17 protein-coding genes are annotated in these 24,105 nt (G+C 74.9%); 11 read left to right on the plus strand and 6 right to left on the minus strand.

Annotation, left to right across the window (positions count from 1 at the left end):
* The first annotated feature begins 49 nt into the window (after positions 1 to 49).
* From GA0070614_RS28425 to GA0070614_RS28435, 3 genes are read left to right on the plus strand one after another with little or no spacing between them, the layout of a single operon-like run.
* Positions 50 to 1,084: an ABC transporter ATP-binding protein gene (locus tag GA0070614_RS28425; protein WP_088978826.1), complete on the plus strand. Its 1,035-nt coding sequence runs from the start codon at positions 50 to 52 to the stop codon at positions 1,082 to 1,084.
* Positions 1,081 to 1,920: an ABC transporter permease gene (locus GA0070614_RS28430; protein ID WP_088978827.1), complete on the plus strand. Its 840-nt coding sequence runs from the start codon at positions 1,081 to 1,083 to the stop codon at positions 1,918 to 1,920. Before GA0070614_RS28425 ends, GA0070614_RS28430 begins: the two co-directional genes overlap by 4 nt.
* 11 nt (positions 1,921 to 1,931) lie before the next feature.
* Positions 1,932 to 3,320 (plus strand): glycosyltransferase, encoded by a 1,389-nt coding sequence (locus tag GA0070614_RS28435; RefSeq protein ID WP_088978828.1) that lies wholly within the window; start codon positions 1,932 to 1,934, stop codon positions 3,318 to 3,320.
* A 71-nt stretch (positions 3,321 to 3,391) separates the two neighbouring features.
* On the opposite strand, the gene GA0070614_RS28440 is transcribed toward GA0070614_RS28435, so the two are convergent.
* The gene (locus GA0070614_RS28440) at positions 3,392 to 6,196 is read right to left on the minus strand and encodes an ATP-binding protein (RefSeq protein ID WP_088978829.1); all 2,805 of its coding nucleotides are present in this window, start codon (positions 6,194 to 6,196) and stop codon (positions 3,392 to 3,394) included.
* Positions 6,197 to 6,761: 565 nt separating this feature from the next.
* Positions 6,762 to 9,530, minus strand: a complete 2,769-nt coding sequence (locus GA0070614_RS28445; protein WP_088978830.1) for an AAA family ATPase — start codon at positions 9,528 to 9,530, stop codon at positions 6,762 to 6,764.
* Positions 9,531 to 10,985: 1,455 nt separating this feature from the next.
* Between GA0070614_RS28445 and GA0070614_RS28450 the strand changes: the two genes are divergently transcribed.
* Positions 10,986 to 12,362, plus strand: a complete 1,377-nt coding sequence (locus GA0070614_RS28450) for an AMP-binding protein (RefSeq protein ID WP_088978831.1) — start codon at positions 10,986 to 10,988, stop codon at positions 12,360 to 12,362.
* A 103-nt stretch (positions 12,363 to 12,465) separates the two neighbouring features.
* Entirely contained in the window at positions 12,466 to 13,122 is a 657-nt protein-coding gene (locus GA0070614_RS28455) for a 4'-phosphopantetheinyl transferase family protein (RefSeq protein WP_088978832.1), read from the plus strand.
* Between the two features lie 39 nt (positions 13,123 to 13,161).
* On the opposite strand, the gene GA0070614_RS28460 is transcribed toward GA0070614_RS28455, so the two are convergent.
* Positions 13,162 to 14,571: an acyl-CoA synthetase gene (locus GA0070614_RS28460; protein WP_088978833.1), complete on the minus strand. Its 1,410-nt coding sequence runs from the start codon at positions 14,569 to 14,571 to the stop codon at positions 13,162 to 13,164.
* A 242-nt stretch (positions 14,572 to 14,813) separates the two neighbouring features.
* Between GA0070614_RS28460 and GA0070614_RS28465 the strand changes: the two genes are divergently transcribed.
* The 5 genes from GA0070614_RS28465 (at position 14,814) to GA0070614_RS28485 (ending at position 18,316) form a co-directional block, all read left to right on the plus strand.
* On the plus strand, positions 14,814 to 15,542 hold the full coding sequence (locus GA0070614_RS28465; RefSeq protein WP_088978834.1) for an HAD-IA family hydrolase: 729 nt from the start codon (positions 14,814 to 14,816) through the stop codon (positions 15,540 to 15,542).
* Positions 15,543 to 15,686: 144 nt separating this feature from the next.
* Entirely contained in the window at positions 15,687 to 16,628 is a 942-nt protein-coding gene (locus GA0070614_RS28470; protein WP_088978835.1) for an ABC transporter ATP-binding protein, read from the plus strand.
* Positions 16,625 to 17,362 (plus strand): ABC transporter permease, encoded by a 738-nt coding sequence (locus GA0070614_RS28475; protein ID WP_088978836.1) that lies wholly within the window; start codon positions 16,625 to 16,627, stop codon positions 17,360 to 17,362. Before GA0070614_RS28470 ends, GA0070614_RS28475 begins: the two co-directional genes overlap by 4 nt.
* A 240-nt stretch (positions 17,363 to 17,602) precedes the next feature.
* Complete coding sequence (locus tag GA0070614_RS28480) at positions 17,603 to 17,917, plus strand: DUF5988 family protein (RefSeq protein WP_231933422.1); 315 nt, start codon at positions 17,603 to 17,605, stop codon at positions 17,915 to 17,917.
* Positions 17,918 to 17,935: 18 nt separating this feature from the next.
* Positions 17,936 to 18,316: a VOC family protein gene (locus GA0070614_RS28485; protein WP_088978837.1), complete on the plus strand. Its 381-nt coding sequence runs from the start codon at positions 17,936 to 17,938 to the stop codon at positions 18,314 to 18,316.
* A gap of 159 nt (positions 18,317 to 18,475) precedes the next feature.
* Here GA0070614_RS28485 and GA0070614_RS28490 read toward each other — a convergent pair whose 3' ends face one another.
* Both GA0070614_RS28490 and GA0070614_RS28495 read right to left on the minus strand, forming a co-directional pair.
* A complete protein-coding gene (locus GA0070614_RS28490) occupies positions 18,476 to 19,309 on the minus strand; it encodes a glycosyltransferase family 8 protein (protein WP_157745110.1) in 834 nt (277 codons plus the stop codon).
* Between the two features lie 248 nt (positions 19,310 to 19,557).
* The gene (locus GA0070614_RS28495; protein ID WP_088978839.1) at positions 19,558 to 20,334 is read right to left on the minus strand and encodes an alpha/beta fold hydrolase; all 777 of its coding nucleotides are present in this window, start codon (positions 20,332 to 20,334) and stop codon (positions 19,558 to 19,560) included.
* Between the two features lie 68 nt (positions 20,335 to 20,402).
* Between GA0070614_RS28495 and GA0070614_RS28500 the strand changes: the two genes are divergently transcribed.
* Positions 20,403 to 23,480: a BTAD domain-containing putative transcriptional regulator gene (locus tag GA0070614_RS28500; protein WP_088978840.1), complete on the plus strand. Its 3,078-nt coding sequence runs from the start codon at positions 20,403 to 20,405 to the stop codon at positions 23,478 to 23,480.
* Here GA0070614_RS28500 and GA0070614_RS28505 read toward each other — a convergent pair.
* Positions 23,449 to 24,000, minus strand: a complete 552-nt coding sequence (locus tag GA0070614_RS28505) for a dihydrofolate reductase family protein (protein ID WP_088978841.1) — start codon at positions 23,998 to 24,000, stop codon at positions 23,449 to 23,451. The two genes, GA0070614_RS28500 and GA0070614_RS28505, sit on opposite strands and share 32 nt — an antisense overlap.
* Positions 24,001 to 24,105 lie beyond the last annotated feature (105 nt).

The following is a 24,105-nucleotide window of genomic DNA, read 5'->3' on the forward strand; positions in this document are numbered from 1 at the left end:
CGTGACGGACATCTGTCCCCTGAGGGGACCCGGACGGGAGCATGGCGACGTGGACGAAGCAGTGGTGGTCGAGGAGCTGGTCAAGCGGTACCAGCCCAACATGCCGCCGGCGGTGGACGGACTGAGCTTCTCCGTCGCCGCCGGTGAGGTCTTCGGTCTGCTCGGGCCGAACGGCGCCGGTAAGACCACGACGATCGGGGTGCTGACGACCCGGGTACGGGCCACCTCGGGACGGGCCACCGTCTGCGGGGCGGACGTGGTCCGCGCCCCGGCCGTGGCCCGGCAGTTGCTGGCGGTGGTGCCGCAGCGGGTCAACCTGGACCGGGCGTTGACCGTCCGGCAGAACCTGCTGTTCCACTCGGCGTACCACCGGGTGCCCCGGGCGCGGCGGATCCGGCGGGCCGACGAGCTGCTGGAGCAGATGGGGCTCAAGGACTTCGCCAACGCCCGGACCGACTTCCTCTCCGGCGGCCTGGCGCAGCGCACCATGATCGCCCGGGCGTTGATGCACTCGCCCCGGGTGCTCTTCCTCGACGAGCCCTCCGGCGGCCTCGACCCGCAGTCGCGGCTCTTCGTGCACGACCGGATCGCCGAGCTGAAGCAGTCCGGGGTCACCGTCGTGGTGACCACCCACGACATGGACGAGGCGGAGAAGCTCTGCGACCGGGTCGGCATCGTCGACCACGGCAAGCTGCTCACCCTGGACACCCCGGCCGCGCTGACCCGGACCCTGCCGGGCAGCAGCACGCTGACCCTGGTGGTCGCCGCCGGCGCCCCGGCCGAGGAGGTGCAGGCCGCTCTCGGCAACGTCGCCGACGTCGAGCGGGTGGAGCGGCTGCGCGCCGGCGGCGCGGCCGGCATGCCGATGTTCCCGGGGATGCCGCCGATGCCGATGCCGGAGGCCGCGCCCGACCCGGACGCCACCCTGTCGTTCCGCCTCTACACCGGCACCGCGCCGGCCAACGCCGTGCCGATGGCGTTGAAGATCCTCACCGATCTGCGCTGCGAGGTCCGGGACCTCAGCATCGGCCAGCCCAGCCTCGAAGACGTCTTCATCCACCTGACCGGAAGGGAACTTCGGTGAGCGTCATCGCCCCCGCCAGCCCGCCCACGCCGTCGCCGGCCGTCACGCCCGCGTCGGTGGGAGTGCTGGACCAGCTCGCCACCTTCCGGGCGGTGCTCTGGCGCGACCTGTTCGTCACCGGCCGGGAGCTGGGCGCGTTCTTCGCCCAGGTGTTCCTCCAGCCGCTGTTCATGCTGCTGATCTTCGGCAAGGTGCTCAAGGACCTCGGGTACGCCAGCGACGACTTCGCCAACGTGCTGCTGCCCGGCGTGATCGCGCTCAACGCCTTCCTGATCGGCCTGGAGAACACCGCGCTGCCGATGGTGATGGACTTCTCCTTCACCCGGGAGATCGAGGACCGGCTGCTCGCGCCGATGGCCGTCCCGCTGGTCGCCTTCGAGAAGATCGTCTTCGGGGCGATCCGGGGCCTCGTCGCCGGGATCGTGCTCATCCCGATCGGCATGCTCATGCTCGGCGTCACCTGGCCGCTGTCGACGGTGTTCCAGGTGCTCGGGGTGCTGGTGATCGGGGCGTTGGTCGGCGCGGCCATGGGGCTGACCTTCGGCACCCTGGTCCCGCCGCACCGCATCCAGATCATGTTCACCGTGACCCTGACGCCGCTGATGTTCACCGGCGCCACCCAGTTCCCGCTGCGGGCCCTGGACTCGCTGCCCTGGTTCCAGGTCATCTGCGCGATCAACCCGCTGACCTACGTCAGCGAGGCCACCCGGTCACTGGTCGCCCCGCCGGGGGTCCAGTCGGTGCCGCTCTGGCTGGACCTGCTCGTCCTGGCCGGGGTGTTCGTGCTGTTCACCACCGTCGGCATCCGCGGCTTCATGCGCCGGGCGATGGACTAGGGGCCGGCGCGGTGACGGCCGACGACGGCGTGCTGCTGATCGTCAGCTCGGGCAGCTCCGGGCTGTTCAACCCGCTGCTCACCCTGGCCGGCGAGCTGAAACGCCGGGGGACGCGGCGGGTCCGGTTCGCCTGCACCGACGAGCGCCGGGCCGACATCGAGGGCCTGCCGGGCGACGGGGACGTACGGTTCCTGTCGCTCGGCCCGCCCCGGCTCGAGGTACGCCCGGAGCACTGGGACGACGAGACCCACCGGCGGATGTCGACCGGCTCGCGGGTGGACAACTTCGCCAGCTACGTCGACATCTCCGTCGACTACACCCACCTGCACGAGCTCTACGAACGCTGCCTGGAACTCGTCGACGAGGTGGGGCCGGCGCTGGCCGTGGTCGACTCGTTCGCCTCGTTCGGCATGGACGCGATGACCACCCGGGGCGTCCCGTTCGTCATCAGCGTCTCGGTGCCGCCGTCGAACTTCCTGCAGGACAATCTGCCGCCGACGTACCCGGTGCCGCTGTCCGGCCTGCCGCTGCACATGAGCCCGGGCCAGCAGGCCGCCAACGGCCGCCACCGGGAGGCGCTGCTGAGGACCCTGATGGAGCCCGAGCGGCTGGCCCGCAACACCGCCGCCGCCGAGCGCCGCCGGGCCGCCGGGATCGACAACGTCGAGCTGCGCCCCTCCCGGTACGCCGAGGCGGCGCAGGCGTTGCTGGCGTACACGGTCTTCGGCCTGGAGTACCCGTTCGCCACCGCCCCGGCGAAACTGCGGATGGTCGGCTCGATGGTGCCCCGGGAGATCCCCGCGAGCCCGGACGGCGCCGACCTGCGCGCCTGGCTGGACGCCCACGACTCGGTCGTCCACATCGGATTCGGCACCATCATGCGCCCGTCGGCCGCCCAGGTGGCCGCGCTGGTCGAGGTGGCCGCCCGGATCGGGCCGGAGCACCACGTGCTGTGGAAGCTGCCGGCCGAGCGGCAGCGGTTCCTGCCGCCCGCCGCCGACCTGCCGGCCAACCTGCGCATCGAGTCGTGGCTGCCCTCGCAGGTCGAGGTCCTGGCCCATCCGCACGTCCGGGTGTTCTTCAACCACGCCGCCGCCAACGCCGTGCACGAGGCGGCCTGGTTCGGTGTGCCGCAACTGGTGATGCCGTTCTGGTTCGACTGCCACGACGGCGCGGTGCGGGTCGTCGACGCCGGGGTGGCGCTGGCCGTCGAGCACGACGACGCCCTCGACGTCGCCGACATCGTGGCCAAGCTGCGCCGGCTGCTCACCGAGCGGACCTTCGCCGACCGGGCGGCGCTGTGGCGCCGGCGGCTGCGGCAGGCCGGCGGGGTGAACGCCGCCGCCGATCTGGTGCTGCGGCTGCGTGACGAGGCGACCCGGCCGGTCGCCGCCCGCTGACCTCGCCCCCCCTCGCACGACGGCGCGCCCCGGTGGTCCTCCACCGGGGCGCCGTCGTCGGGTACGGGCGCTCACACCGCCGCGCCGGAGACCTCCTCGGCCAGCGGCTCGGCGTGCCCGACGAGCCGGGCCGGCAGGTCGGTGCGGCGCTTGACGTCCAGCTTGCGGTAGACCCGGGTCAGGTGCTGCTCCACGGTGCTGACCGTGATGAACAGCTTGCTGGAGATCTGCCGGTTGGTGTGCCCCTGGGCGGCCAGCGCGGCCACCCGGCGCTCGGCCTCGCTCAGCCCGTCCTCCGGCTCCGGGGTCTCCGCCGTCGGGTACCCGGCCGGCGCGCCGGCGCCCGGCTCGCGGCGGACCAGCCGCTGGGCCAGCACCGACGCCCCGCAGTCCTGCGCGAGCTGGTACGCCCGGCGGACCAGCAGCCGGGCCCGCGCCGAGTCGCCGGCCCGTTGCAGGGTCTGGCCGGTGTCGCCGAGGGCCCGGACCAGCTCCAGCCGGTCCCCGCAGGACTGGAGCAGGTTGACCGCCTCGGAGAGCAGCTTGCGCCGGTGGTCGGGGGCGGCGGTGGTGGCGAGCAGCCGCAGCGTACGGCCCCGGGTCCGGTCGTCCACGCCGTGCGGCACCCGCAGCTGCTCCTGCAGCAGCTGGGTGGCGTGCGTCTTGTTGCCGATGCCCAGCTGCACCCGGGCCATCTCCAGCCGCCACGGCGCCAGCCCGGCCACGTCCACGCCCCAGGTGCGCATCAGCTCGCCGCAGCGGCGCAGATCGGCGCTCGCCGCGTGCGGGCGGCCCAGCGCCAGGTGGTGCCGCGCCCGGGCGGCCAGGTAGTGCAGGCCGAGCGGGGTGCGGAACATGCCCGGGGGCACCGGCTGGGCCAGCCAGCGGTCGGCCTCACCGAACCGGCCGGCCTCGGTCGCGCAGGCGATCAGCGTGGCCAGCGGCCCGGCGACGGCCACCCCCCAGGCCGGCGGCGGGACGTCCTCCAGCGCCGCCCGGGCGTGGTCCTCGGCGCCGGGCAGGTCACCCAGGCGCAGCGCCGCCTCGGCCCGCAGCGCCCGGATCACCGCCCGCCACACCGGGGCGTGCCGTACGGCCGGCCGGTCGAGCAGCAGGTCACCCCAGACGGCGACCCGGTCGGCGCGGCCCGACCAGAGCAGGGCCAGCAGCGGCGCGGTCAGCAGGGGCAGGGTCCCGTCGTCGCCGTGGTGCCGGTGCAGCATCTGCTCGGCGGCGGTGACGGCGTCGTGCTCGCCGGTCGGGGTCAGCGCCGCGGTGAGCGCGGCCAGCGCCTGCAACTGGGGACCGCCGGTGCCCACCCGGCCGCCGGCGCCGGCGGCGTCGCGCAGGTTCGTCAGGTGCTCGGGGTGGGAGAGGCAGAGCAGCAGCCGCATGACGCGCAGCCGGCCGGACGCGCCGGTGGGTCCGTCGTCGTCGGCCGTGCAGCCCTCGACCAGCTCGGCGGCCTCCTCCGCCCGCCCCTGCCAGAGCAGGTACGGCACGGCGGTCAGCGCGTCTCCGGCGGGCCCCCGCCCGGCGCGGACGGTCTCCACCAGGTGGGCGAGCTGCCCGGTGACGGCCAGCGGGTTGACCTGCCAGCGGGCGCTGACCATCATCGCGGCGGTGGCGGCCCGCTGCGGCTCGTCCACCTCGGCGCGGGCCACCAGGCGCAGGCAGGTGGCGGCCACGTCGGGCCGTCCGGAGGCCAGCGCGTGGGCGGCGGCGTCCTGCAGCACCGGCACCGTCCAGCCGGCGTCCGCCCAGCCCGCGGCGACCAGGTGCTCGGCGACCGTGGTCGGCTCCGCGCCGTGCTCGTGCAGCACCTCGGCCGCCCGCTGGTGCATGCCCCGCCGCTCCTCGGGGGACATGTCGGCCAGGATCGAGCGCAGGATCCGCGGGTGGCGCAGCTGGTCGCTGTCCATCAGGCCCGAGGTGCGCAGCACCCGTACCGCCGGCACGGCCGCCTCGGGCACCATGTCGAGCAGGTGGCCGAGCAGGTCCGTCGGGGTCGGCCGGTTCAGCACCGCCAGCGCCTGCGCGACCCGCCGGACGCCGGGCTCGTGGCGGTAGAGGCAGCCGAGCACCGCCTGGTCGAAGGCGTCGCCGAAGGCGAGCTCCGGCGCCGGGTCGTCCGTCCCGTCCGGGCTCCGCTCGTCGATCAACGCGCGGGTGAGCAGCGGGTTGCCGCCGGTCATGCTGAGGCAGCGCTCGGCGGTCTCCCGGGCGGTCCCGGCCTCGTCGTCGACCAGGCGGGCGATGGCGTCGACGGTCAGCGGTGGCAGCGTGATCCGGGAGAAGTGCGGCTGGCTGAGCAGCTCGGCGCGGAACAGCGGGTGCGCCGGGCGCAGCGCCGACGCCTCGGCGAGCACCACCATGATCGGGGCGTGGCGCAGCCGGCGGGTGACGTAGAGCAGGCAGTGCAGGGAGGCGGGGTCGGCGTGGTGCACGTCGTCGACGAGGAGCACGAGCGGTCCGGGGCCGGCGAGGTCGAGCAGCGCGGTGAAGAGCCCGTGCAGCAGGGGCGCCCAGGCCCGGTCCCCGGCGGACGACGCGTCCGCGCCCGGCTCCGGCAGGGGTACGGCGACGGCGTCGCGCACCAGGCCGTGCAGCCGGGCCGAGGTCTCGTCGTCGAAGCGCGCGCTGTGCAGCAACTGCTCCAGCACCCCCAGCGGGAGCCCGCGTTCCGCCCGGGAGCCCGCCGCGGCGACCGCCCGCCCCCCGGCGGACGCGGTCCACTCGCTGAACGACTCCAGCAGGCTCGTCTTGCCGCTGCCCACCGCCCCCGTGACGAGCGCGACCTGTCCCCGCTGCTGCTCCTCACAGGCGTGGAAGGCCCGCCGCAGCCGGGCGATCTGTTCTTCTCGCTGTACCAGCACCGTGTCGACCTCTCTCCCGCGCGGTGCCGCACCAGACGCACCGATGCTGGCCGACGCCGCCCCCCCAGTACCGGACGGTGGCCGCTCCGCCCCGTGCACCCGGTCAGGACCGCGGGTAGGGGTGGACGCACCCGGCCACCGAGCCGGGTGGACATGACTGTCCTCATCGGACCGCGCCTTCCCCCGACGGCGAGCGATCCGGTTGCAGGGAGTCTGGCACCGGCTGCGGCGTGCGACAACGGGCTCGGGACCCCATCGTTCCTTCCGTAAGCGTGCGGCCCTCGTGGCACGTTAGGGGTTGCGCCACAAGGGGTCAGGGGGGTGTGCTGCCGGTCGTGCGGCGGCAGGTGTCGTCGTGGTGCACAGCAGGTTTCGCGCGGGTGGCGCCGGCCGGTGTCCGTCGCGCCGGCAGGTCGATGGGACCGCCGTCGGTCGAGATCGCCACCGTGACCCCGGCTGGAGCGGCGGCGGACGCCGTCCGCCGGCCGTTTGCCGGGGCCGGGACATCCGGGCAGGGGGCAGCGGCGTACGGGCGCACGGCCCGCCTCGCCCGTGGGCCGGGGAGTCAGCGGCCGGGGCGCAGCCGGGCGGCCAGTTCGCTGCGGGACTGGACGTCGAGCTTGCGGTAGATCCGGGTCAGCCGCTGCTCGATGGCGCTGACCGTGAGGAACATCCGCTCGGCGATCTCCCGGTTGGTGTGCCCCTGGGCGGCCAGCGCGGCCACCCGGGACTCGGCCTCGCTGAGCCCCGTCACCAGCAGCGCCGCCTCGCCGCCGGGGTCGACGGAGCCGTCCCGGGCGGTGGCGGCGGGGCGCAGCACGGGTACGCCGCACTCCTGGGCGAGCGTGCGGGCCGCCCGGGAGGCGTCCCGCGCCTGCCGCAGGTCACCGGCCTGCTGGTAGGCCTGGCCCAGGTCGGTGAGGGTGTGCGCCAGGGTCATCCGGTCGCCGCACTGGCGCAACAGCCGGACGGCGGTGCGCAGGTGCCGGACCCGGTCGGGCCCGTCCTCCGTCGCGGCCAGCACCCGCAGCGCGCCCGCCCGGTACCGCACGTGCATCGGCCGCAGCAGCCCCAGCTGTTCCCGGACCAGCCGTTCGGCCTGCTGCCGGCGGCCCATCATCAGCAGCGCCCGCGCCGACTCGGTGCGCCACGGCACGAGGGCCGGCAGGTCGAGTCGCCAGGACGTCATCAGCTGGCCGCAGAGCTGGAAGTCCGCCAGCGCGGTGTCCGGGCTGCCGGAGGCCAGCGCGTGCGCGCCGCGGGCGTGCAGGTAGTGCAGGCCGAACGGGGTCTCGAACAGCGCCGGTGGCACCGGGACCCGCAGGCAGGCCGCTGCCGCGTCCCACTCCTGCAGGCCGGTCAGGGCCCCCAGCCGGACGGCGAGCGGCAGGCCGACCACCACACCCCACCCCTTCGGCGAGAGCCGGTGCAGCGCCCCCTCGGCCAGGTCCCGGGCCCGGGTCAGCTCACCCCGCCGGCCGGCGACGACCGCCGACAGGACGGCGATCATGGCCGTCGGGGTGGGGTGTCCGCGGTCGGCGGCCGCGCGTTCCAGCCGTTCGCACCAGTCCCCGGCGAGGTCGAGCCGGTCGGCGTAGATCATCGCGGTGACCGCGCAGACGGCGGTCCACATGCTCGCCTCGTCGTCGAGTCCGAGGGTGGCCAGGGCACGTTCGGCGTCCTCGACGGCGCCGGTGTCGCCGCGTTCGAGCACGGACCCCAGCATGGTGACACCGCGCAGGCGGCGCTTGACCCGGGCCAGGGTCAGCGGGTCCCGGCCGGCGACGTGCGGTCGGCCCCGGTCGCACACCGCGATCCCGGGATACAGGGTGGCCATCCACCCCCTGGTGACGAGCAGTTCGGCGGCGGAGCGCGGGTCGTCGCTGTCGGCCCGCCGGTCGAGGTGGCGGATGAGTTCGACCGCCCGGTCGATCTGGCCGTGCCACAGCAGGTACTGGATCGGCCCCGCCGCCTGTCGGCCACCCAGGTGGCCCGCCTGCACGGCGGTGGCGACCCCCAGCAGGTGGGGGACGGCGGCCTGGGGGTCGAGGCGCCATTCGGCGCGGGCCAGGCCGGAGCGGATCCGGGCCCGCAGGCACTCGTCGGCGCAGTCGCGGTTGGCGCGGCGCAGGAACCGCCGCGCGGTGTCCACCTCGCCGTCGATCATCGCCTGTTCCCCGGCGTCCAGCAGCGTCTGGGCCATCCAGGGCTCGTCGAGGGCGTCGGTGCGGACCAGGTGCGCGGCGACCCGGGCCGGTGGCGCGCCGTCGGAGTGCAGCAGGCAGGCGGCGGCCCGGTGCAGCCGGGCGCGCTCCTCCACCGTCATGCCGTCGAGCACCGCCTGGCCGACCGCCGGGTGGGACAGCCCGTCGTCGGTGATCAGGCCCGCGCTGGTCGACGCGTCGATCGCCCGTAGGTTCCACTCCGAGCGGAGCCCGACGAGGTGGGAGAGCAGGGGGCCGTGCAGCGGCTCCTCGGTCACCGCCAGCGCACGGGCGGTCTCCAGCACCAGGCGGTCGCAGCGGTAGAGGCAGCTCAGCACCGCCTCGCGGAACGCCTCCGCGGCGACCGGCCGGTCCGCCCGTCCGCCGGCGGCCTGGTGGTCGTCGGCCAACGCCTGCACAAGCAGGGGGTTGCCGCCGCTGATCCGGTGCGCCTCCTCGGTGATGGTCCGGGCCACCGGCACGCCGAGCCGGTCGGCCAGGACCCGGTACGTTCCGTCCCGGCTGAGCAGGGGTAGCCGGACGCGGTGCAGACGCGCGGGCTGCAGCAGCTCCGCGTAGACGGTGGGATGCCACGGCCCGGTCCGGGGCGACTCGCTGAGGACGATCAGCAGGGGGAGCCCGGCCACCCGCCGGGCGGCGTAGTCGAGGCAGCGCAGCGACGGCACGTCGGCGTGGTGGACGTCGTCGATCGCGATGACGAGCGGTTGCCGCCCGGCCAGTTCCAGCAGCTCGCCGCCGAGCGCGGCGATGATCGGGGCGAGCTGCTCCTCGTCCTCGTCCGCCTCGGTCCAGGCGACGGCGCCCTGGTCGATCAGCCGCCCGATCCGGTCGCGGACGGCGTCGTCCAGCGTGGCGGTGCGGACGAGTTGGCGGACCACCTCCAGCGGCACGGTGCGCTCGGCGCGGGAGGCGCTCGCGCCGACGAATCCCACGCCGGCCTCGACCGCCCGCCGGGCGAAGGCGTGCAGCAGGCTGGTCTTGCCGGCGCCGACGGGCCCCGACACCGCGGTCACCGGCGGGGTGGCGGGAGACGGGCCGCCGGGTCGCAGCAGGTCGCCGAGGCGGTCGGTGAGGACGTCGAGCTGCGGGCTCCGTTCGACAAGTGTCATGGGCGGCGTCCCGTATCGCGCACGGTCACCGCAGCCACCCGGTGACCCGTCCGTCCGGGGTCCGCCTGCTCTCCCACTCGCGTCCGAGCCCGCCCGATCCTCGACACATTCTTGCATCCGAAAATATAGCCAGCGATTCTACGTCGCATGGAAGTCATCGACCAACGTGCCTGGTCTGTAGCTTCGACATCCTGCTTCCACCTGCTAATTCGGCAATTCGACGAGCCGCCCCGGACACATCCCTCGCTATCGATCATCATGCATCGTGGGAGTATGTCAGCCCGGCAAATGGGCGGCAAGTCGAGGTTTGTAAAGGATAGGCAAACATCCGTTTGGGTGCACGCGGACCGGTGGTCGCCGCCCGGCGGGCCCGGCGGTGGACAGTTGTGACCCGGATTCGGAACGTGACGTCGCCGGCGTCAGTGGTCGGTTGGTGTCGTTTCTCGGGGTTGCCGGCAATGGGGCGGAAAACATCTCGCCGCCCCGATGGCCCTTCTGGTGGCGCTTCTCCGGTTCGGGCGGCTGATCCGCTCCCGGCGCTCCGGCCGGTCCAGCGCGCGCTCCCGGGTGCGTCGGTGCCGGTCCGGTCGGCGCGTCGTGACCCGCCGCCCCGCCGCCGGTCGGCGCGACCCGGCCGCCTTGGCGGGGCGGATGTCCTGCTCAGTCCGGGCGGCGCCCCGGCTCCGCCGCCGCCCGCGCGTTGCGGTGCGGGGGTCGGCGCCCACCCGCCGCGCCGGGCCGGCGGGTGGGCGCCGATCCGCGGTGGGCCGTCGGCTCCCGGCCGGGGCGGAGGTCGACGCCGGAGCGGGGGCGGTTGATGACGGAGTGCATCCGAAATATCTTTCGCGTTCGCTCCGGTGGTGTCGCCGAATCGGCGAAGGGCGGGTTTCCGGCGGGCGTCGTGCGAGTGGGAAGATCCCGATCCGCGTCATCACCCCGGCTTGCCCGATTCGGGTGCCTGATTGTCATTTCGTGTAACTTGCCGTTAAAGAATGACTATGACGTGTCGAGTGAATCCGGAATTGACGCGTCGGTGGCGGGCCGCTGTTACCGGCCGGACGGACACAGCTATTTACGACGATCAAAGCATGGGTCATGGAACCTGTTCCGCCCGGTCGTCCGGAAATGGTATTCGGCGCTGTCCGCCGGTGGTGCGCGTGCCTGCCGTTCCACCAGTTGTCGGGCCACCGGGAAATCGCGCCGAGCGCCGCGCCGGGGCACCCGCCGGACCCCGTCCCACCTGCCCCGGCCCGTGCCCGGCGGATCACCCACCGGTGCGCGGCCGTCACGGCTAGGGGTTGTGCCGGTCCTTAGTAGAGCCTAATTTCGAGGCATCCGCGCCGACGGCCGAGCCACAGGATATGGGGCGTGGGCACCCATGACCTGAAGGTTTTTTGGCGTGGCGACCCAGCCGCTGGCGAAACTCGTCACCGCCCTCGACAGGGGTTAGGTCGGATGACACTGCTGCCGGCGCTGCGGGGATCCGGCGCCGATCGGGCCGACGCGCTCCGGGTGGCCGGCAGGGCCCTCTCCAGTGAGGACCTGCTCGGCTGCGTCAACGCCGTCGCGGACCGGATCCGGGGCGCCCCCGCGGTCGCGGTCGAGGCGACCCCCAGCCTGGAGGCCCTGGTCGGCATGGTGGGCGCCGTCCAGGCCGGGGTGCCCCTGGTGCCGGTGCCCCCGAGAGCCGGCGCGGGCGTGCGGCGCCGCATGCTGCGCGAGTCCGGGGCGGCGGCCCTGCTCGGCGGCGTACCCGACGTGCCCGCACTGCCCGTGGTGCCGGTGGACCTGCGCCAGCGGTCCTGGACGGAGCAACCCGAACCGGCGCCGGACGCGGACGCGGTCATCCTCTACACCGGCGGTGTCTGCGGGCCGTCCCGCGGGGTGCGCATCTCCCGGGCCGCGATCGCCGCCGACCTCGACCTGCTGGCCCACGCCTGGCGGTGGAGCGGGGACGACGTCCTCGTCCAGGGCGCACCGCTCTTCCGGGCGTACGGCCTGGTGGTCGGCCTGCTCGGCGCGCTGCGGGTGGGCAGCCGGTTCGTCCACCTGGACCGGCACGCCGCCGCCGGGCCGGTCGGCACGATCTACCTGGCCGTACCCGATCAGTGGGACCGGATCTCGCGTGACCGTCCCTGGGCCCGGGGCCTGTCCTCGGCGCGGATCCTGGTCTCCGGCGACGCGCCGCTGACCCCCGCCGTGACCGAACGGCTGCGGCTGCTGACCTCGCACTCACCCGTCCAGGGGTACGGCACCACGGAGACCCTCGTCGCGGTGACCGGACGCGCCGACGCCCGCTGCGCTCCCGGCGTCGCCGGCACGCCCCTGCCCGGCGTCCAGACCCGGATCCTCGACCCCGCCGGTCGGCCGGTGCCCGCCGACGGCGAGTCGGTGGGCGCGTTGAGCATCCGAGGGCCGACGCTGTTCAGCGGCTACCTCGGCGGCGCGGGGCCGGCGTCCGCCGACGGGTGGCACGCCACCGGCGACCTGGCCACCGTCACCGCCGACGGCCTCCACCGGATCATCGGCCGGCCCGGCGCCGACGTGGTCCGCGCCCGCGGCGGCCTGGTGCACACCGGGCAGGTCGAGGAGGTGCTGCGCAGCCACCCCGGGGTCCGCGACGCCGCCGTGGTGGGCACTCCGCACCGTGTCCTCGGCGAGCAGGTCACCGCGTACGTGGTGGCCGAAGGGCTCACCGCCCAGGTGCTCGTCGACCACGTGGGTCGGCTCCTCTCGGCCGGGCAACGACCCCGCGCCGTCCACTTCGTCGACGAGCTGCCGCGCGGCGCGCAGGGGCGGATCCGCAAGTCGGCGCTGATCGCGGCGGGTTGACCGGGCCGGAGGGTGCGGCACACCCGTACCCGACCCCTATCGGCCCCGCCCCGGCCGGGCTACCGGGTGGCGGGCGGCGGCCCGCCGCCTAGCATCGGCCGGTGTGATCGAGCGGATCCTCCCCCCGGCCGTGGCGGTCGTCGAGTCCTTCACCGACCCCGTCGGGCTGCCCCTCTTCCCCGAGGAGGAGACGGTGGTCGCCAACTCGGTGCCGAAGCGTCGCCGTGAGTTCACCACGGTGCGCGACTGCGCCCGCCGGGCGTTGGGGCAGCTGGGCATCGCCCCGGCCCCGATCCTCCCCGGCGTGCGGGGCGCCCCCGGTTGGCCGGCCGGGGTGGTCGGCAGCATGACCCACTGCGACGGGTACCGGGGCGCGGTCGTCGCCCGCGCGACGGCGGTCGCCACCGTCGGGGTCGACGCCGAGCCGCACGCGCCGCTGCCCGACGGGGTGCTCGACGCCATCGCCCGGCCCGCCGAGCGGGCCCGGACGGCCGCGCTGGCCGCCGCGCGTCCGGGCCTCTGCTGGGACCGCCTGCTGTTCAGCGCGAAGGAGTCGGTGTACAAGGCGTGGTTCCCGCTCACCGGCCGGTGGCTGGACTTCGCCGAGGCCGACATCGTGGTGGACCCGGCGGGGACGTTCGCCGCCCGGCTGCTGGTGCCCGGCCCGGTGCTCGACGGCGTGCCGGTGACCACCTTCCGGGGCCGCTTCCTGGTCGACCGGGACCTGGTCCTCACCGCCATCGCCGTCCCGACGCCCTGACCCGCCCGTCCCGACGCCCGGCCGGGGGCGACACCGGGGTCAGTCCGCGGTCAACCGGGTCTTCTGCACCTTGCCCAGGGCGTTGCGCGGCAGCGCGTCGACCAGGCGTACCTGCCGGGGACGCTTGTGCGCCGACAACTGCCGGGCCACGAAGTCGATCAGCTCCGCCTCGCCCACCCCGTCGCCCACCACGTACGCCGTCACCTGCTGGCCCAGGTCGGGGTGCGGGGTGCCGACCACGGCGGCCTCCCGTACACCGGGGTGGGCCAGCAGCGCGTCCTCCACCTCGCCGGCGCCGATCCGGTAGCCGCCGCTCTTGATCAGGTCGGTGGCGGCCCGCCCGACGATCCGGTGCCAGCCGTCCGGGCCGACGGTGGCCACGTCGCCGGTACGGAACCAGCCGTCCGGGGTACGGGTCGCCGCGTCCGCGTCGGGCCGGTCGAGGTACCCGTCGAAGAGGGTCGGCCCGCACACCTGCAACTCGCCCATCGTGGCCCCGTCCGCCGTGACGGCGTCGCCCCGCTCGTCGACCACCCGGGTGCGTACCCCGGGCAGCGGCAGGCCGACGGTGCCGGGGCGGCGCGGCGCGTCGGCGCGCGCGCTCACGGTGATCAACGTCTCGGTCATGCCGTACCGCTCGACGACGTGGTGGCCGGTGAGCGTGGCGAGGTCGTCGAAGACGGCCACCGGCAGCGCCGCGCTGCCGGAGACCAGCAGCCGTGCCCCGCGCAGCGCGCGGGCCGCCACCGGGTCGGCGGCGATCCGCGACCAGACGGTCGGCACCCCGAAGTAGAGCGTGCCGGCGGCGGCCGCGTACCGCTGCGGACGGGGCGTGCCGGTGTGGTGCAGCCGGCTGCCCAGGCGCAGCGGACCGAGCACGCCGAGCACCAGTCCGTGCACGTGGAACAGCGGCAGTCCGTGCACGAGCAGGTCGTCCGGCGTCCAGGCCCAGGCGTCGGCAAGTCCGTCCAGGCAGGCGGCGACGGCCCGGCGGGACAGCACCGCGCCCTTGGGGGCGCCGGTGGTGCCGCTGGTGTAGAGGATCAGCGCGGTGGCCGCCGGATCCGGTTCGGCGGGGACGGTGTCCGAGCGGCGGCTCAGGTCGACCGGCACGCGCGGTGGCCCCACCGGTCCGTCCGGGCCCTCGGCGTGCGCCGGCACGAGCATCGCTTCGGCCGCCGAGTCGCGCAGGATGTGGCCGCGTTCGATCGGCCCGGCGTCCGGTGGCACCGGTACGACCGCCGCGCCGGCCAGCAGCGCCCCGACCACTCCCACCACGGTCTCCAGGTCCGCGGTGGCCTCGATCGCCACCCGGTCGACGCCGCGCAGGTCGTCGGCGACCGCGCAGGCGAGCCGGCGCAGCTCCACCCAGGACACCACCCGATCCTCGATCCGGACCGCGTCCGGACGCTCGTCGGTGGACTCGCAGAGCCAGTTCAGCAGCCGCACGGTGCGGGCCCCTTTCCACGGTTCGCCCGGCCGGCGCGGCCACGGTCCGCCCCGGCCGGCGCGTCGGGTCGCTGCGGCCGGAACTCCGATAGGGTCGGTGGGCGACGTCGGCGCCGCCGTGCCGGACGCCCCGACCGTAGTCGGGACACCTCGGCCCGGCCACCCCTACCGGTGCGCGCCGCCGGCTCGCGCCCGCTGTCGAGGAGGTGGCGCCGGTGTCCCGCGCGACGACGGGGCGGCCCGTGCCCGGTGCCGTCCGGGCGGTCGTGTTCGACCTCGACGGCGTGCTGGTCGACAGCCTGGCCGTGGCCCGGGAGGCGTTCGCCCTGGCGTACGCCGAGGTGGTCGGCGACGGCGTCGCGCCGGTCGACGAGTACTGCCGCCATCCCGGCCGCTACCTGCCGGAGGTGCTGCGGATGATGGGCCTGCCGGCGGCGATGGCGGACCCCTTCGTCCGGGAGAGCAACCGGCTCGCGCACCGGGTCGTGCCGCTGCCCGGTGCCGCGGACGTGCTCCGGCAGCTGCGCCGGCGGGGCGTCGCGCTGGCGGTCGCCACCGGCCGCAGCGGCGTCCGGGCCCGGCACGTCCTGGAGCTGGTGGGCCTGCTGCCCCTGCTCGACCAGGTGGTCGGCTCGGACGAGGTGAGCCGGCCGAAGCCGGCCCCGGACATCGTCCTGCGGGCGCTGGAGCTGGTGGACGCCGATCCCGCCGACGCGCTCATGGTCGGTGACGCGCCGGCCGACCTCGCCAGCGCCCGCGCGGCGGGGGCGGTGGCGGTGGCGGCGCTGTGGGGCGAGTCCGACGAGCGGACGCTGCGGGCCGCCGGCCCGGACGTGGCGCTGGCACGCATCGACGAACTGCTGCCGCTCTGCGCGCCGCCGGCCGGCGGACACCGACGGTCACCGTCCGACACCCCTGGCACGTCGCCGACACCCGGAACGACACCCCCGATTCATCGACCGATGGGTTGAACCCGGCCTCGGTTGCCCGGATGATGGGCGGCGTCGGCCGGCCGTGCGTGGGTCGACCTCGAACCGTTCCGCCCACCGACGCCGCGACACCCGAGGGTCCCGCCCTCACGACGGCCCGCGCACGTGACGGAGGACCCACAGCCCATGCCGGCCATCGAAGTCGAGCACCTGCACAAGCGGTACGGCGACAAGGTCGCCGTCGACGACGTCTCCTTCACCGTGGAGCAGGGCGAGATCTTCGGCGTGCTCGGCCCCAACGGGGCGGGCAAGACCACCACCGTCGAGTGCGTGCAGGGCCTGCGCCGCGCCGACCGGGGGACCGTCCGGGTGCTCGGCCTCGACCCGGTACGCGACCGCGCCGAGGTGCGCCAGCGGGTCGGCGCCCAGTTGCAGGAGAGCCAGCTGCCGGACAAGCTGCGCGTCCGCGAGGCCCTCGACCTGTACCGGTCCTTCTACCGCAACCGGGCCGACATCGACGAGCTGCTCACGGACCTCGGCCTGGCCGGGCAGCGCGACACCGCCTTCCACAAGCTCTCCGGCGGCCAGAAGCAACGCCTCTCGGTGGCCCTGGCGCTGGTCGGCCGGCCGGAGATCGCGATCCTGGACGAGCTGACCACCGGCCTGGACCCGCAGGGCCGGCGGGACACCTGGGACCTGGTCGAGTCCATCCGGGACCGGGGGGTGACGGTCGTGCTGGTCACCCACTTCATGGAGGAGGCCGAGCGGCTCTGCGACCGGCTGGCCGTCATCGACTCCGGCCGGGTGGTGGCCATCGACACCCCGTCGGGTCTGCTCACCCGGGTCGGCACCGAGCACCGGGTGCACTTCCGGCCGCTCGACCCGCTGGACGACGCGGTGCTCTCCGCGCTGCCCGAGGTGACCGACGTGCGCCGGGTCGGCGACGAGGTGACCGTCAGCGGTCCGGAGCAGGTCCTGCAGACGGTGCTGTCGACGCTGGCGGAGCGGAAGGTCCGCTACGCCGCGCTCCGCGTCGAGCAGCCCACCCTGGACGACGCCTTCGTCTCGCTGACCGGCCGGGCCACCCGGACCGCCACCCCGCCGACGACCGACGAGAGGTCCTCGTGAACGCCCTGTCCAAGCTCGTCGCCGTCGAGGCCAAGCTGTTCCTGCGCGAGCCGGTGTCGCTGTTCTTCGTCTTCGCCCTGCCGCTGGGACTGATGCTCGTCTTCGGGCTGCCCCGGCGCGGCGCGGCCGCCGACGACGGTGGGCAGCACACCGAGCTGACCTTCCTGCCGGCCCTCGCGCTGGCCCTCACCATCGGGATGCTCGCGCTGTTCACGCTGCCCATGGCGCTGGGCATCTACCGGGAGCGGCGGGTGCTGCGCCGGCTCGCCACCACCCCGGTCCACCCTGCCCTGCTGCTCATCGCCCAGGTCGTGGTCAACCTGGCGATGGGGGTGGCCGGCGCGGTCGTCACCGCGATCGGCGTACGGTTCCTGCTGGACCAGCCGGCCCCGGCGAACGTGCCGGCGTTCGTGCTGGCGTTCCTGCTCGGCGTGGCCTGCCTGTTCGCTGTCGGCCTGCTGATCGCCGCGCTCGCCCCGTCGGCGCGGGCGGCCCAGTCGATCGGGCCGGCGCTCTTCTTCCCGCTGCTCTTCCTCGCCGGCGCCTGGCTGCCCCGCGACCAGATGCCGACCGTGCTGGCCCGCATCGGTGACTACTCGCCGCTCGGCGCCACCGTCGACACGCTCGCCGCCGCGTGGGCGGGCGAGAGCCCGGCGCTGCCGCAGCTGCTCGCCCTGGCGGTCACCGCCGTGCTCGGCAGCGTGCTGGCGACCCGCTTCTTCCGCTGGGAGTGAGCCGCCCCGGGCCCGTGCCGATGCGCGCGCGGCGCTAGGGGGTGGTTAAGGGTATTCGGCGATTGTGACGTGGATTACCTTCAATGGTGAGAAGTGGTCGTCACCGGACCCGGGAAAGCAATTCCCGGGGCTGCGGCACGCCCTTTCCGGGGAGTGCCGGTGCCGCCCTTTCTCGGTAATCCGCGCCGCATGAGCGACCGGCGCACGGCGAGGCGGAACGACGACGACGGAGGTCGTGCGATGACACATTCTTCCGATCCCGCGCCGACTGTCCGGACGGCAGATCCCATCGTCAACGGCGACGACCGGACCGACTGGTCAGTACCGGCCCCATCGATCAGCAGGGAGGCCGTCGGCATCGTCGAGGCGGTGCTGGAGGGCGGGCCGGTGAACCTGCCGGCCGAACTGCGCAGCCACCGGGTCTCGCCGGTGGACGACAAGATCAAGGTGCACCACTACGGCGGGTACGAGCACTTCGAGCGGGACTCCTCCGGGGTCACCGAGGACGCGCCCGTGGTGTTCCGCTGGACCGGGCGCACCCGGATCGCCGAGTAACGGAAGGCGGCAACTCCGATGGGCATCCCGACTCCGCGGCCCGTCCCGTACCTCCTGGTCCGGGACGCGGCCCCGGTCATCGCGTTCTACACCGACGTCTTCGAGGCCGTCCCGATCGAGCGGGAGTGCCTGCTCGACGGGCGGGTCCTGCGCGCCGAACTGGCCGTCGGCGGGCACCGGCTGACGGTCAGCGAGTGGTGCGAGGGGCCCCGGACGGCCGACGGCGGCGAGGGTCAGGTCGTGCTGACCATCGCCCCGGACGACCCGCGGCTGCTGCTCGAACGGGCCCTCGCGGCCGGCGCGCAGCTCGAGGCGGCGGCCGACGGGACGGCGGACGCGGTGTTCCGGGACCCGGCCGGACAGCGGTGGTCGGTGGCCGGCTCCGGCCGACCGGAGTAGCGGTGCCCGTCGCCCACCGGGCGACGAACGACCCGGCCCGGCCGCGTCCCCGCGAGGGGTGCGGCCGGGCCGTTCCCGGTTGCCGCCGGTGCCGGCCCGGCACGGCCGAGCGGGACGGACGCCGGTGCCGGCGCGGGTCGACCGCGCCGGCACCGCTGGTCAACGGCGCGTGGCGGGGGTCAGGCCGCCGCTGCGCCGACGGTGGCGCCAGTACAGGTCGCGCCGGGCGCCCTTCGGGAAACCGGGCTGCCACGGCTTGATCGGGCCCGCCGGGTGGAGGACCGCCGAGTCGGAGAGCTTGCCGCCGAACTCCGGCTCCAGCCGCCACGCCATCAGGTCGTTCCACCGCCTCGGCAGGCGCAGCCAGTTGTCGTACACGGCGTAGTTGAGCGCGTCCTGGTCCGGGTAGCGCGACTCGTGCGCGTGCCGGCCGAGGTACGCCAGGGACCGTTCGGTGACCTCGCACTCCTTCCACCGGTCGACGTCGATCAGCAGCACGCCGGAGTTGAAGTACAGCCCGTACGGATCCAGGTCCCGGTACGTCGCCAGGCCGGGGATGCCGCCCATGTCCAGCAGCCGCCGGTTGAACGGGTCGCGGACCGCGCCGACCGGCACGCCACCCATGTCCACCTCGAACAGCGGCGCAAGGCTGTTGGTGCACATCGTGTCGCAGTCCAGGTAGAGCACCCGGCGCACCTCGGCCGGCAGCGCGGCGGGGACGAGCAGGCGCAGGTACATCGCCGGCGACAGGTAGGCCATCACCGGGTCGTTGCCCTTGGGCAGCTTGACCGGGGAGGTGTCGACGCGCAGGTACTCCACGGTGGCGTCCGGCCCGGCCGCCCGGGCGAGGGCGGCCCGCGCGGAGGCGTTCACGTCGTCGGCCGCGATCAACCAGTACCGCAGTTCCTCGCCGGGGTTCGACTCGGCGACGGTCGACATGACGACGGCGGCGTGCGGCGCGTACGCCGCGTCGAAGGTCAGGGTGAGGTCCACGGGGTGCTCTCCTTCGCACAGGTTGAGCGCAACCCAGCGAAACTAACTCGAATAATGGGATTGCGGCAACGAAGAGTCATTCTTTCGTACCCGTATTCCGGTCGGCCTCCGACGAATCGCTGAGCGGTACCCCAGAATTGACCCCTCAATGGCGGACGGGTGCTGGACATCGGCCCAGGAATTCGCCCCCGGCGGGCTCTCCGGCGGCGATTCCGGCGCATCGGAATGGGGTGGCCGTGCGCCGCCGGTCAGGCGTCGAGGAACTCCTCGACCATCGGGACGAGCCAGCGGGCGCGCTGCGGGAGGCTCGTGTGCGTCGTGCCGGGCAGGACCGCCAATCGGCACGCCGGCAGCCCCGCCAGGTCGCCGGGCACCCCGCCACCGAGCAGCCGGAACATCTCCACGGCGTGCTCCGGCCGGACGATGTCGGCGTCGGCCAGCACGATCATGGTCGGGGCGGCCAGGTCCCGGATCGCCGAGGCCGGCCACTGCGGCAGGTCGGCGTCGAGGCGTCGGACCTTGGCGACCAGGGCCGGCCAGCCGCCCGGGTCGGGCGCGGTGCGCAGGTACTCCTCGTGGAACTCGGAGCCGTGCAGGTGCTCGGGGCGCAGCTGCTGGATCCCGTCCAGCAGCCCGGGGTGCAGCCCCGCGTGGTGGAAGCTCACCGACGCCAGCACGAGCCGACCGACCCGGGACGGGTGGTGGGTGCCGAGCCGCAGCGCCACCATCGCGCCCATGCTCCAGCCGAACACGTCCGCGACCTCGACGCCGAGGTGGTCCAGGAGGCCGACCACGTCCGCGGCGAGCCCGTCGACGGTGAGCGGCCGGTCCGCGTCCGGGGTGCGGCCGTGGGCCTGCACCTCGACGGCGACGACCCGGCGGGTCCTGGCCAGCAGCGGCAGCATCGTGCCGAACGACGTGCCGATGCCGGAGAGGGCGCCGTGGATCAGCACGAGCGGGCGGCCGTGGCCGGCGCCGTGCGACTCGTAGTAGAGGGAGAGGCCGTTGACGGGTGCGTAGCTCATGCGACCACCGTGCGCCCCGGCCCTTACGACTGCCTTCCGACCCGCTTACCGCTTGTAGGGTGGCCCGCATGCGTTTCGGCGTCCTCGGGCCGCTCGCCGTCGTCACCGACACCGGCGAGCCGGTCACCGTGCCGGGCGCCAAGGTCCGGGCCCTCCTCGCCGACCTGGTCGCCCACCGCAACCAGGTCGTCTCCGCCGACCGGCTGATCGACGACCTGTGGGGCGACGACCCGCCCGCCAACGCCGCCGGCGCGCTGCAGGTGCGCGTGTCCCAGCTGCGCAAGGCGCTCAACGACGCCGAGCCGGGGGCGCGGCAGCTGGTCGAGTCCCGCCCACCGGGGTACCTGCTGCGCACCGACTCGGTCGACGCCGACCGGTTCACCGCGCTCGCCGCCGCCGACGACGCGGCGAGCCTGACCGAGGCGCTGCGGCTGTGGCGGGGCGAGCCGTACGCCGACGTCGCCGACGCGCCGTGGGTGCGCGCCGAGGCCGACCGCCTCGCCGAGGCCCGGCTGCTCGTGCGGGAGAAGCTCGCCGAGGCCCGGCTGGCCCGGGGCGAGCACGCGCTCGTCGCGGCCGACCTCGCCGAGCTGGTGGCCCGGCACCCGCTGCGGGAGAGCCTGCGGGTGCTGCACCTGCGCGCCCTGTACGCCGCCGGCCGCCAGTCCGAGGCGTTGGACAGCTACGCCGAACTGCGCACCCGCCTCGCCGACGAGCTGGGCCTCGACCCGTCACCGGAGCTGGTCGCCCTGCACCGGCGGATCCTGGCCCAGGACGGCACGCTGAGCCCGCCGCCGAAGGCGGCGCTGGTCCGCAACAGCCTGCCCGCCCGACCCGACGAGTTGGTGGGCCGGGCCGAGGCCGTCGCCGAGCTGCGTGCGCTGGTGCCCGCTCGCCGGCTGGTCACGCTGACCGGGCCCGGCGGCGTCGGCAAGACCCGGCTGGCCACCGAGGTCGCCGGTGAGCTGTCCGTCCCGGACGGGGTGCACCTCGTCGAGCTGACCGCGTTGCGGCCCGGCGACACCGCCGTCGCCGAGCTGGTCCTGGCCACCCTCGACGTACGCGAGACCACCGGCGCCGACGTCGCCCCCGACGACCGGCTCGTCGCCGTCCTGCGGCACCGGCGGGCGCTGCTCCTGCTGGACAACTGCGAGCACGTGATCGAGCCGGCCGCCGCCCTCGTGTCCCGTTTGCTGCGCGAGACCACCGGCGTCACCGTGCTGGCGACGAGCCGGGAGCCGCTCGGGCTGGCCGCCGAGGTGCTGTGGGAGGTGCCGACGCTGCCCGTGCCGGTCGACGAGGCGGACCTCGACGGGGTCCGCCGCTCGGCGGCGGCCCGGCTCTTCGCGGCCCGCGTCGCCGCGCGACAGCGCGCCTTCCGGCTCGACGAGCGGACCGGTCCGGCCGTCGCCCGGCTGTGCCGCCGCCTCGACGGCCTGCCGCTGGCGCTGGAACTGGCCGCCACCCGGGTGCGGGCGCTCGGCGTCGACGAGGTGGTACGGCGGCTGGACGACCGGTTCCGGCTGCTCGGCACCACCCAGCGCGACGTGCCGGAGCGGCAGCGCACCCTGACCGCGGTGATCGGCTGGAGCTGGGACCTGCTGTCGGCGCGGGAGCGGGCCGTTCTCGCGCGGCTCGCCGTGCACCACGACGGTTGCGCCCTGGACGCGGCCGAGCAGGTCTGCGACGCCGACGTGGACGTGCTGACCCGGTTGGTCGACCGCAGCCTGGTGGTGCTGGACGACTCCGGCCCGGCCCCGCGCTACCGCCTGCTGGAGTCGGTCGCCGCGTTCTGCCTGGACCGCCTCGCCGACGCCGATGCCGACGCGGTGCGGGCCCGGCACGCGGCGCACTACACCGCGCTGGCCGAACGCGCCGACGAGCTGCTGCGCGGCCCGGGCCAGCGGGAGTGGCTGCTGCGGCTGGACGCCGAGGCCGCCAACCTGCGCGCCGCGCTCGGGTACGGCGGCGGGCTGCGGTTGGCCAACGCCCTCACCTGGTACTGGTTCCTGCGCGGCCGGCTCACCGAGGCGCGTCGTGCGCTGAGCCTCGACGGGGACGCCGCCGCGCGGGCCCGAGCCGCGGTGTGGCGGATCGGGTTCACCCTGATGCAGGGCGGCGCCGTCACCAGGGCCGAGACCGACGCGGCCCTGGCCGGGTACGCCGAGGGGCGGGCGACCTGGTTCGTGGCGGCCGCGCTGGTCGACCGCAGCGAGCTGGCCCGCGCCGGCGAGCTGCTGGAGCGGGCCCGGTCCACCGGTGCCGACCCGTGGGTGGAGGCGGCGGTCTGCGTCACCCGCGCCAAGCTGGCGCACGCCGCGAGCGACCTCGCCGGGCTGGAGCGCGACAGCTCCCGGGCGGCGGCGCTCTTCGCCGAGCTGGGCGACCCGTGGGGCCGGTTGCAGGCCATCGAGTGGGTGGGCGGGCTGGCCGAGCTGACCGGCGATCACGCGCGCGCCGCCGCGCTGCACCGCGAGGGTCTGCGCTGGGCCGAGGAGCTGGCGCTCTGGCCCGAGGTCGGCAGCACGCTGTCCTGGCTGGCCTGGATCGCCGTGCAGACCGGGGACCACCGGCAGGCCCGGGAGCTGGCCGAACGCGCCTACCGGCTGGCCGTCGAGCAGGACTCGCCCAGTGCCCGGGTCTTCGCCGAGCTGAGCCTCGGCATCGCCGCGCGCCGCGAGGGCCGGCGGGACGTCGCCGTGACCCACCTGCAACGGCTGGTCGACGCCGGCGGCGACGACGCGCTGTTCCTGCCGATGGTGCTGGGCGAGCTGGCGTACGCGATCGCGGACGAGGACCCGGCGCGGGCGCTCACGCTGCACGCCCGCGCGTACGACGTCGCAGTGGCGATCGGCGCGCCCCGCGACGCGACCGGCGCGCTGGACGGGCTGGCCTCGGCGGTGCCGCAGCCGCAGGTCGCGGCGCGGATCCTGGGCGCGGCGGCGGCCGCGCGGAACACCCGGGTGCCGAGGTCACCGGCGGAACGCCACGAGGTCGAACGGGTCACCGCGCGCTGCGTGGCCGCGCTCGGCGCGGACGGGTTCGCGGCGGCCTACCGGGCCGGGCACGACCTGCGCCCGGACGAGGCCCGGGCACAGGTCGACCCGTTCCTGGTCACCGCGGGACCGGCCGGTAGCAGGCGATGATCACGCCGCTCTTCAGCACCGTCGTCTCGGCCAGGGTGAGCGTGGTCCGGGCGTCGGCCAGCGGCGCGCTCACCGAGGGCCCGCCCTGGAGCACCGGGTGGATCCAGAACCGGACCTCGTCGACCAGCCCCGCCTCGACCAGGGCGTGGGTGACCACCCCGTAGCCGTACATCAGGATGTCCCTGCCCGGCTGGGCCTTGAGCCTGGTGACCTCCTCGATCAGGTCGCCCTGCAACACCTCGGTGTTGTTCCACTCCGGGTCGGTGAGGGTGGTCGAGGCGACGTACTTCTTGACGTTGTTGAAGTAGGCCGCGCCGGTGCTCGGGTCGCTCTCGTCCATGTTCGGCCAGGCGGCGGCGAAGCCGTCGTACGTGCGGCGGCCCATCAGCAGCGCGTCGGCGGCGTCCGTCTGCCGGCCGGCGAAGGCGGCGGCCTCGTCGTCGAAGTACGGCATGGTCCACGCCGGGTCCTCGACGACGCCGTCGAGGGTGATGTAGGTCGAGTTGATGATCCTGCGCATCGTGTGCTCCCTGGGTGGGTGTCTCGGTGACACTGGGAACACTGCCAGGGCCCGCTTACGGTTCGCTTCAGGTGCGCTTGCGGGTGCCCGCGACGACCGCGCGGG

The sequence above is a fragment of the Micromonospora coxensis genome, assembly GCF_900090295.1.
Taxonomy (GTDB): Bacteria; Actinomycetota; Actinomycetes; order Mycobacteriales; family Micromonosporaceae; genus Micromonospora; species Micromonospora coxensis.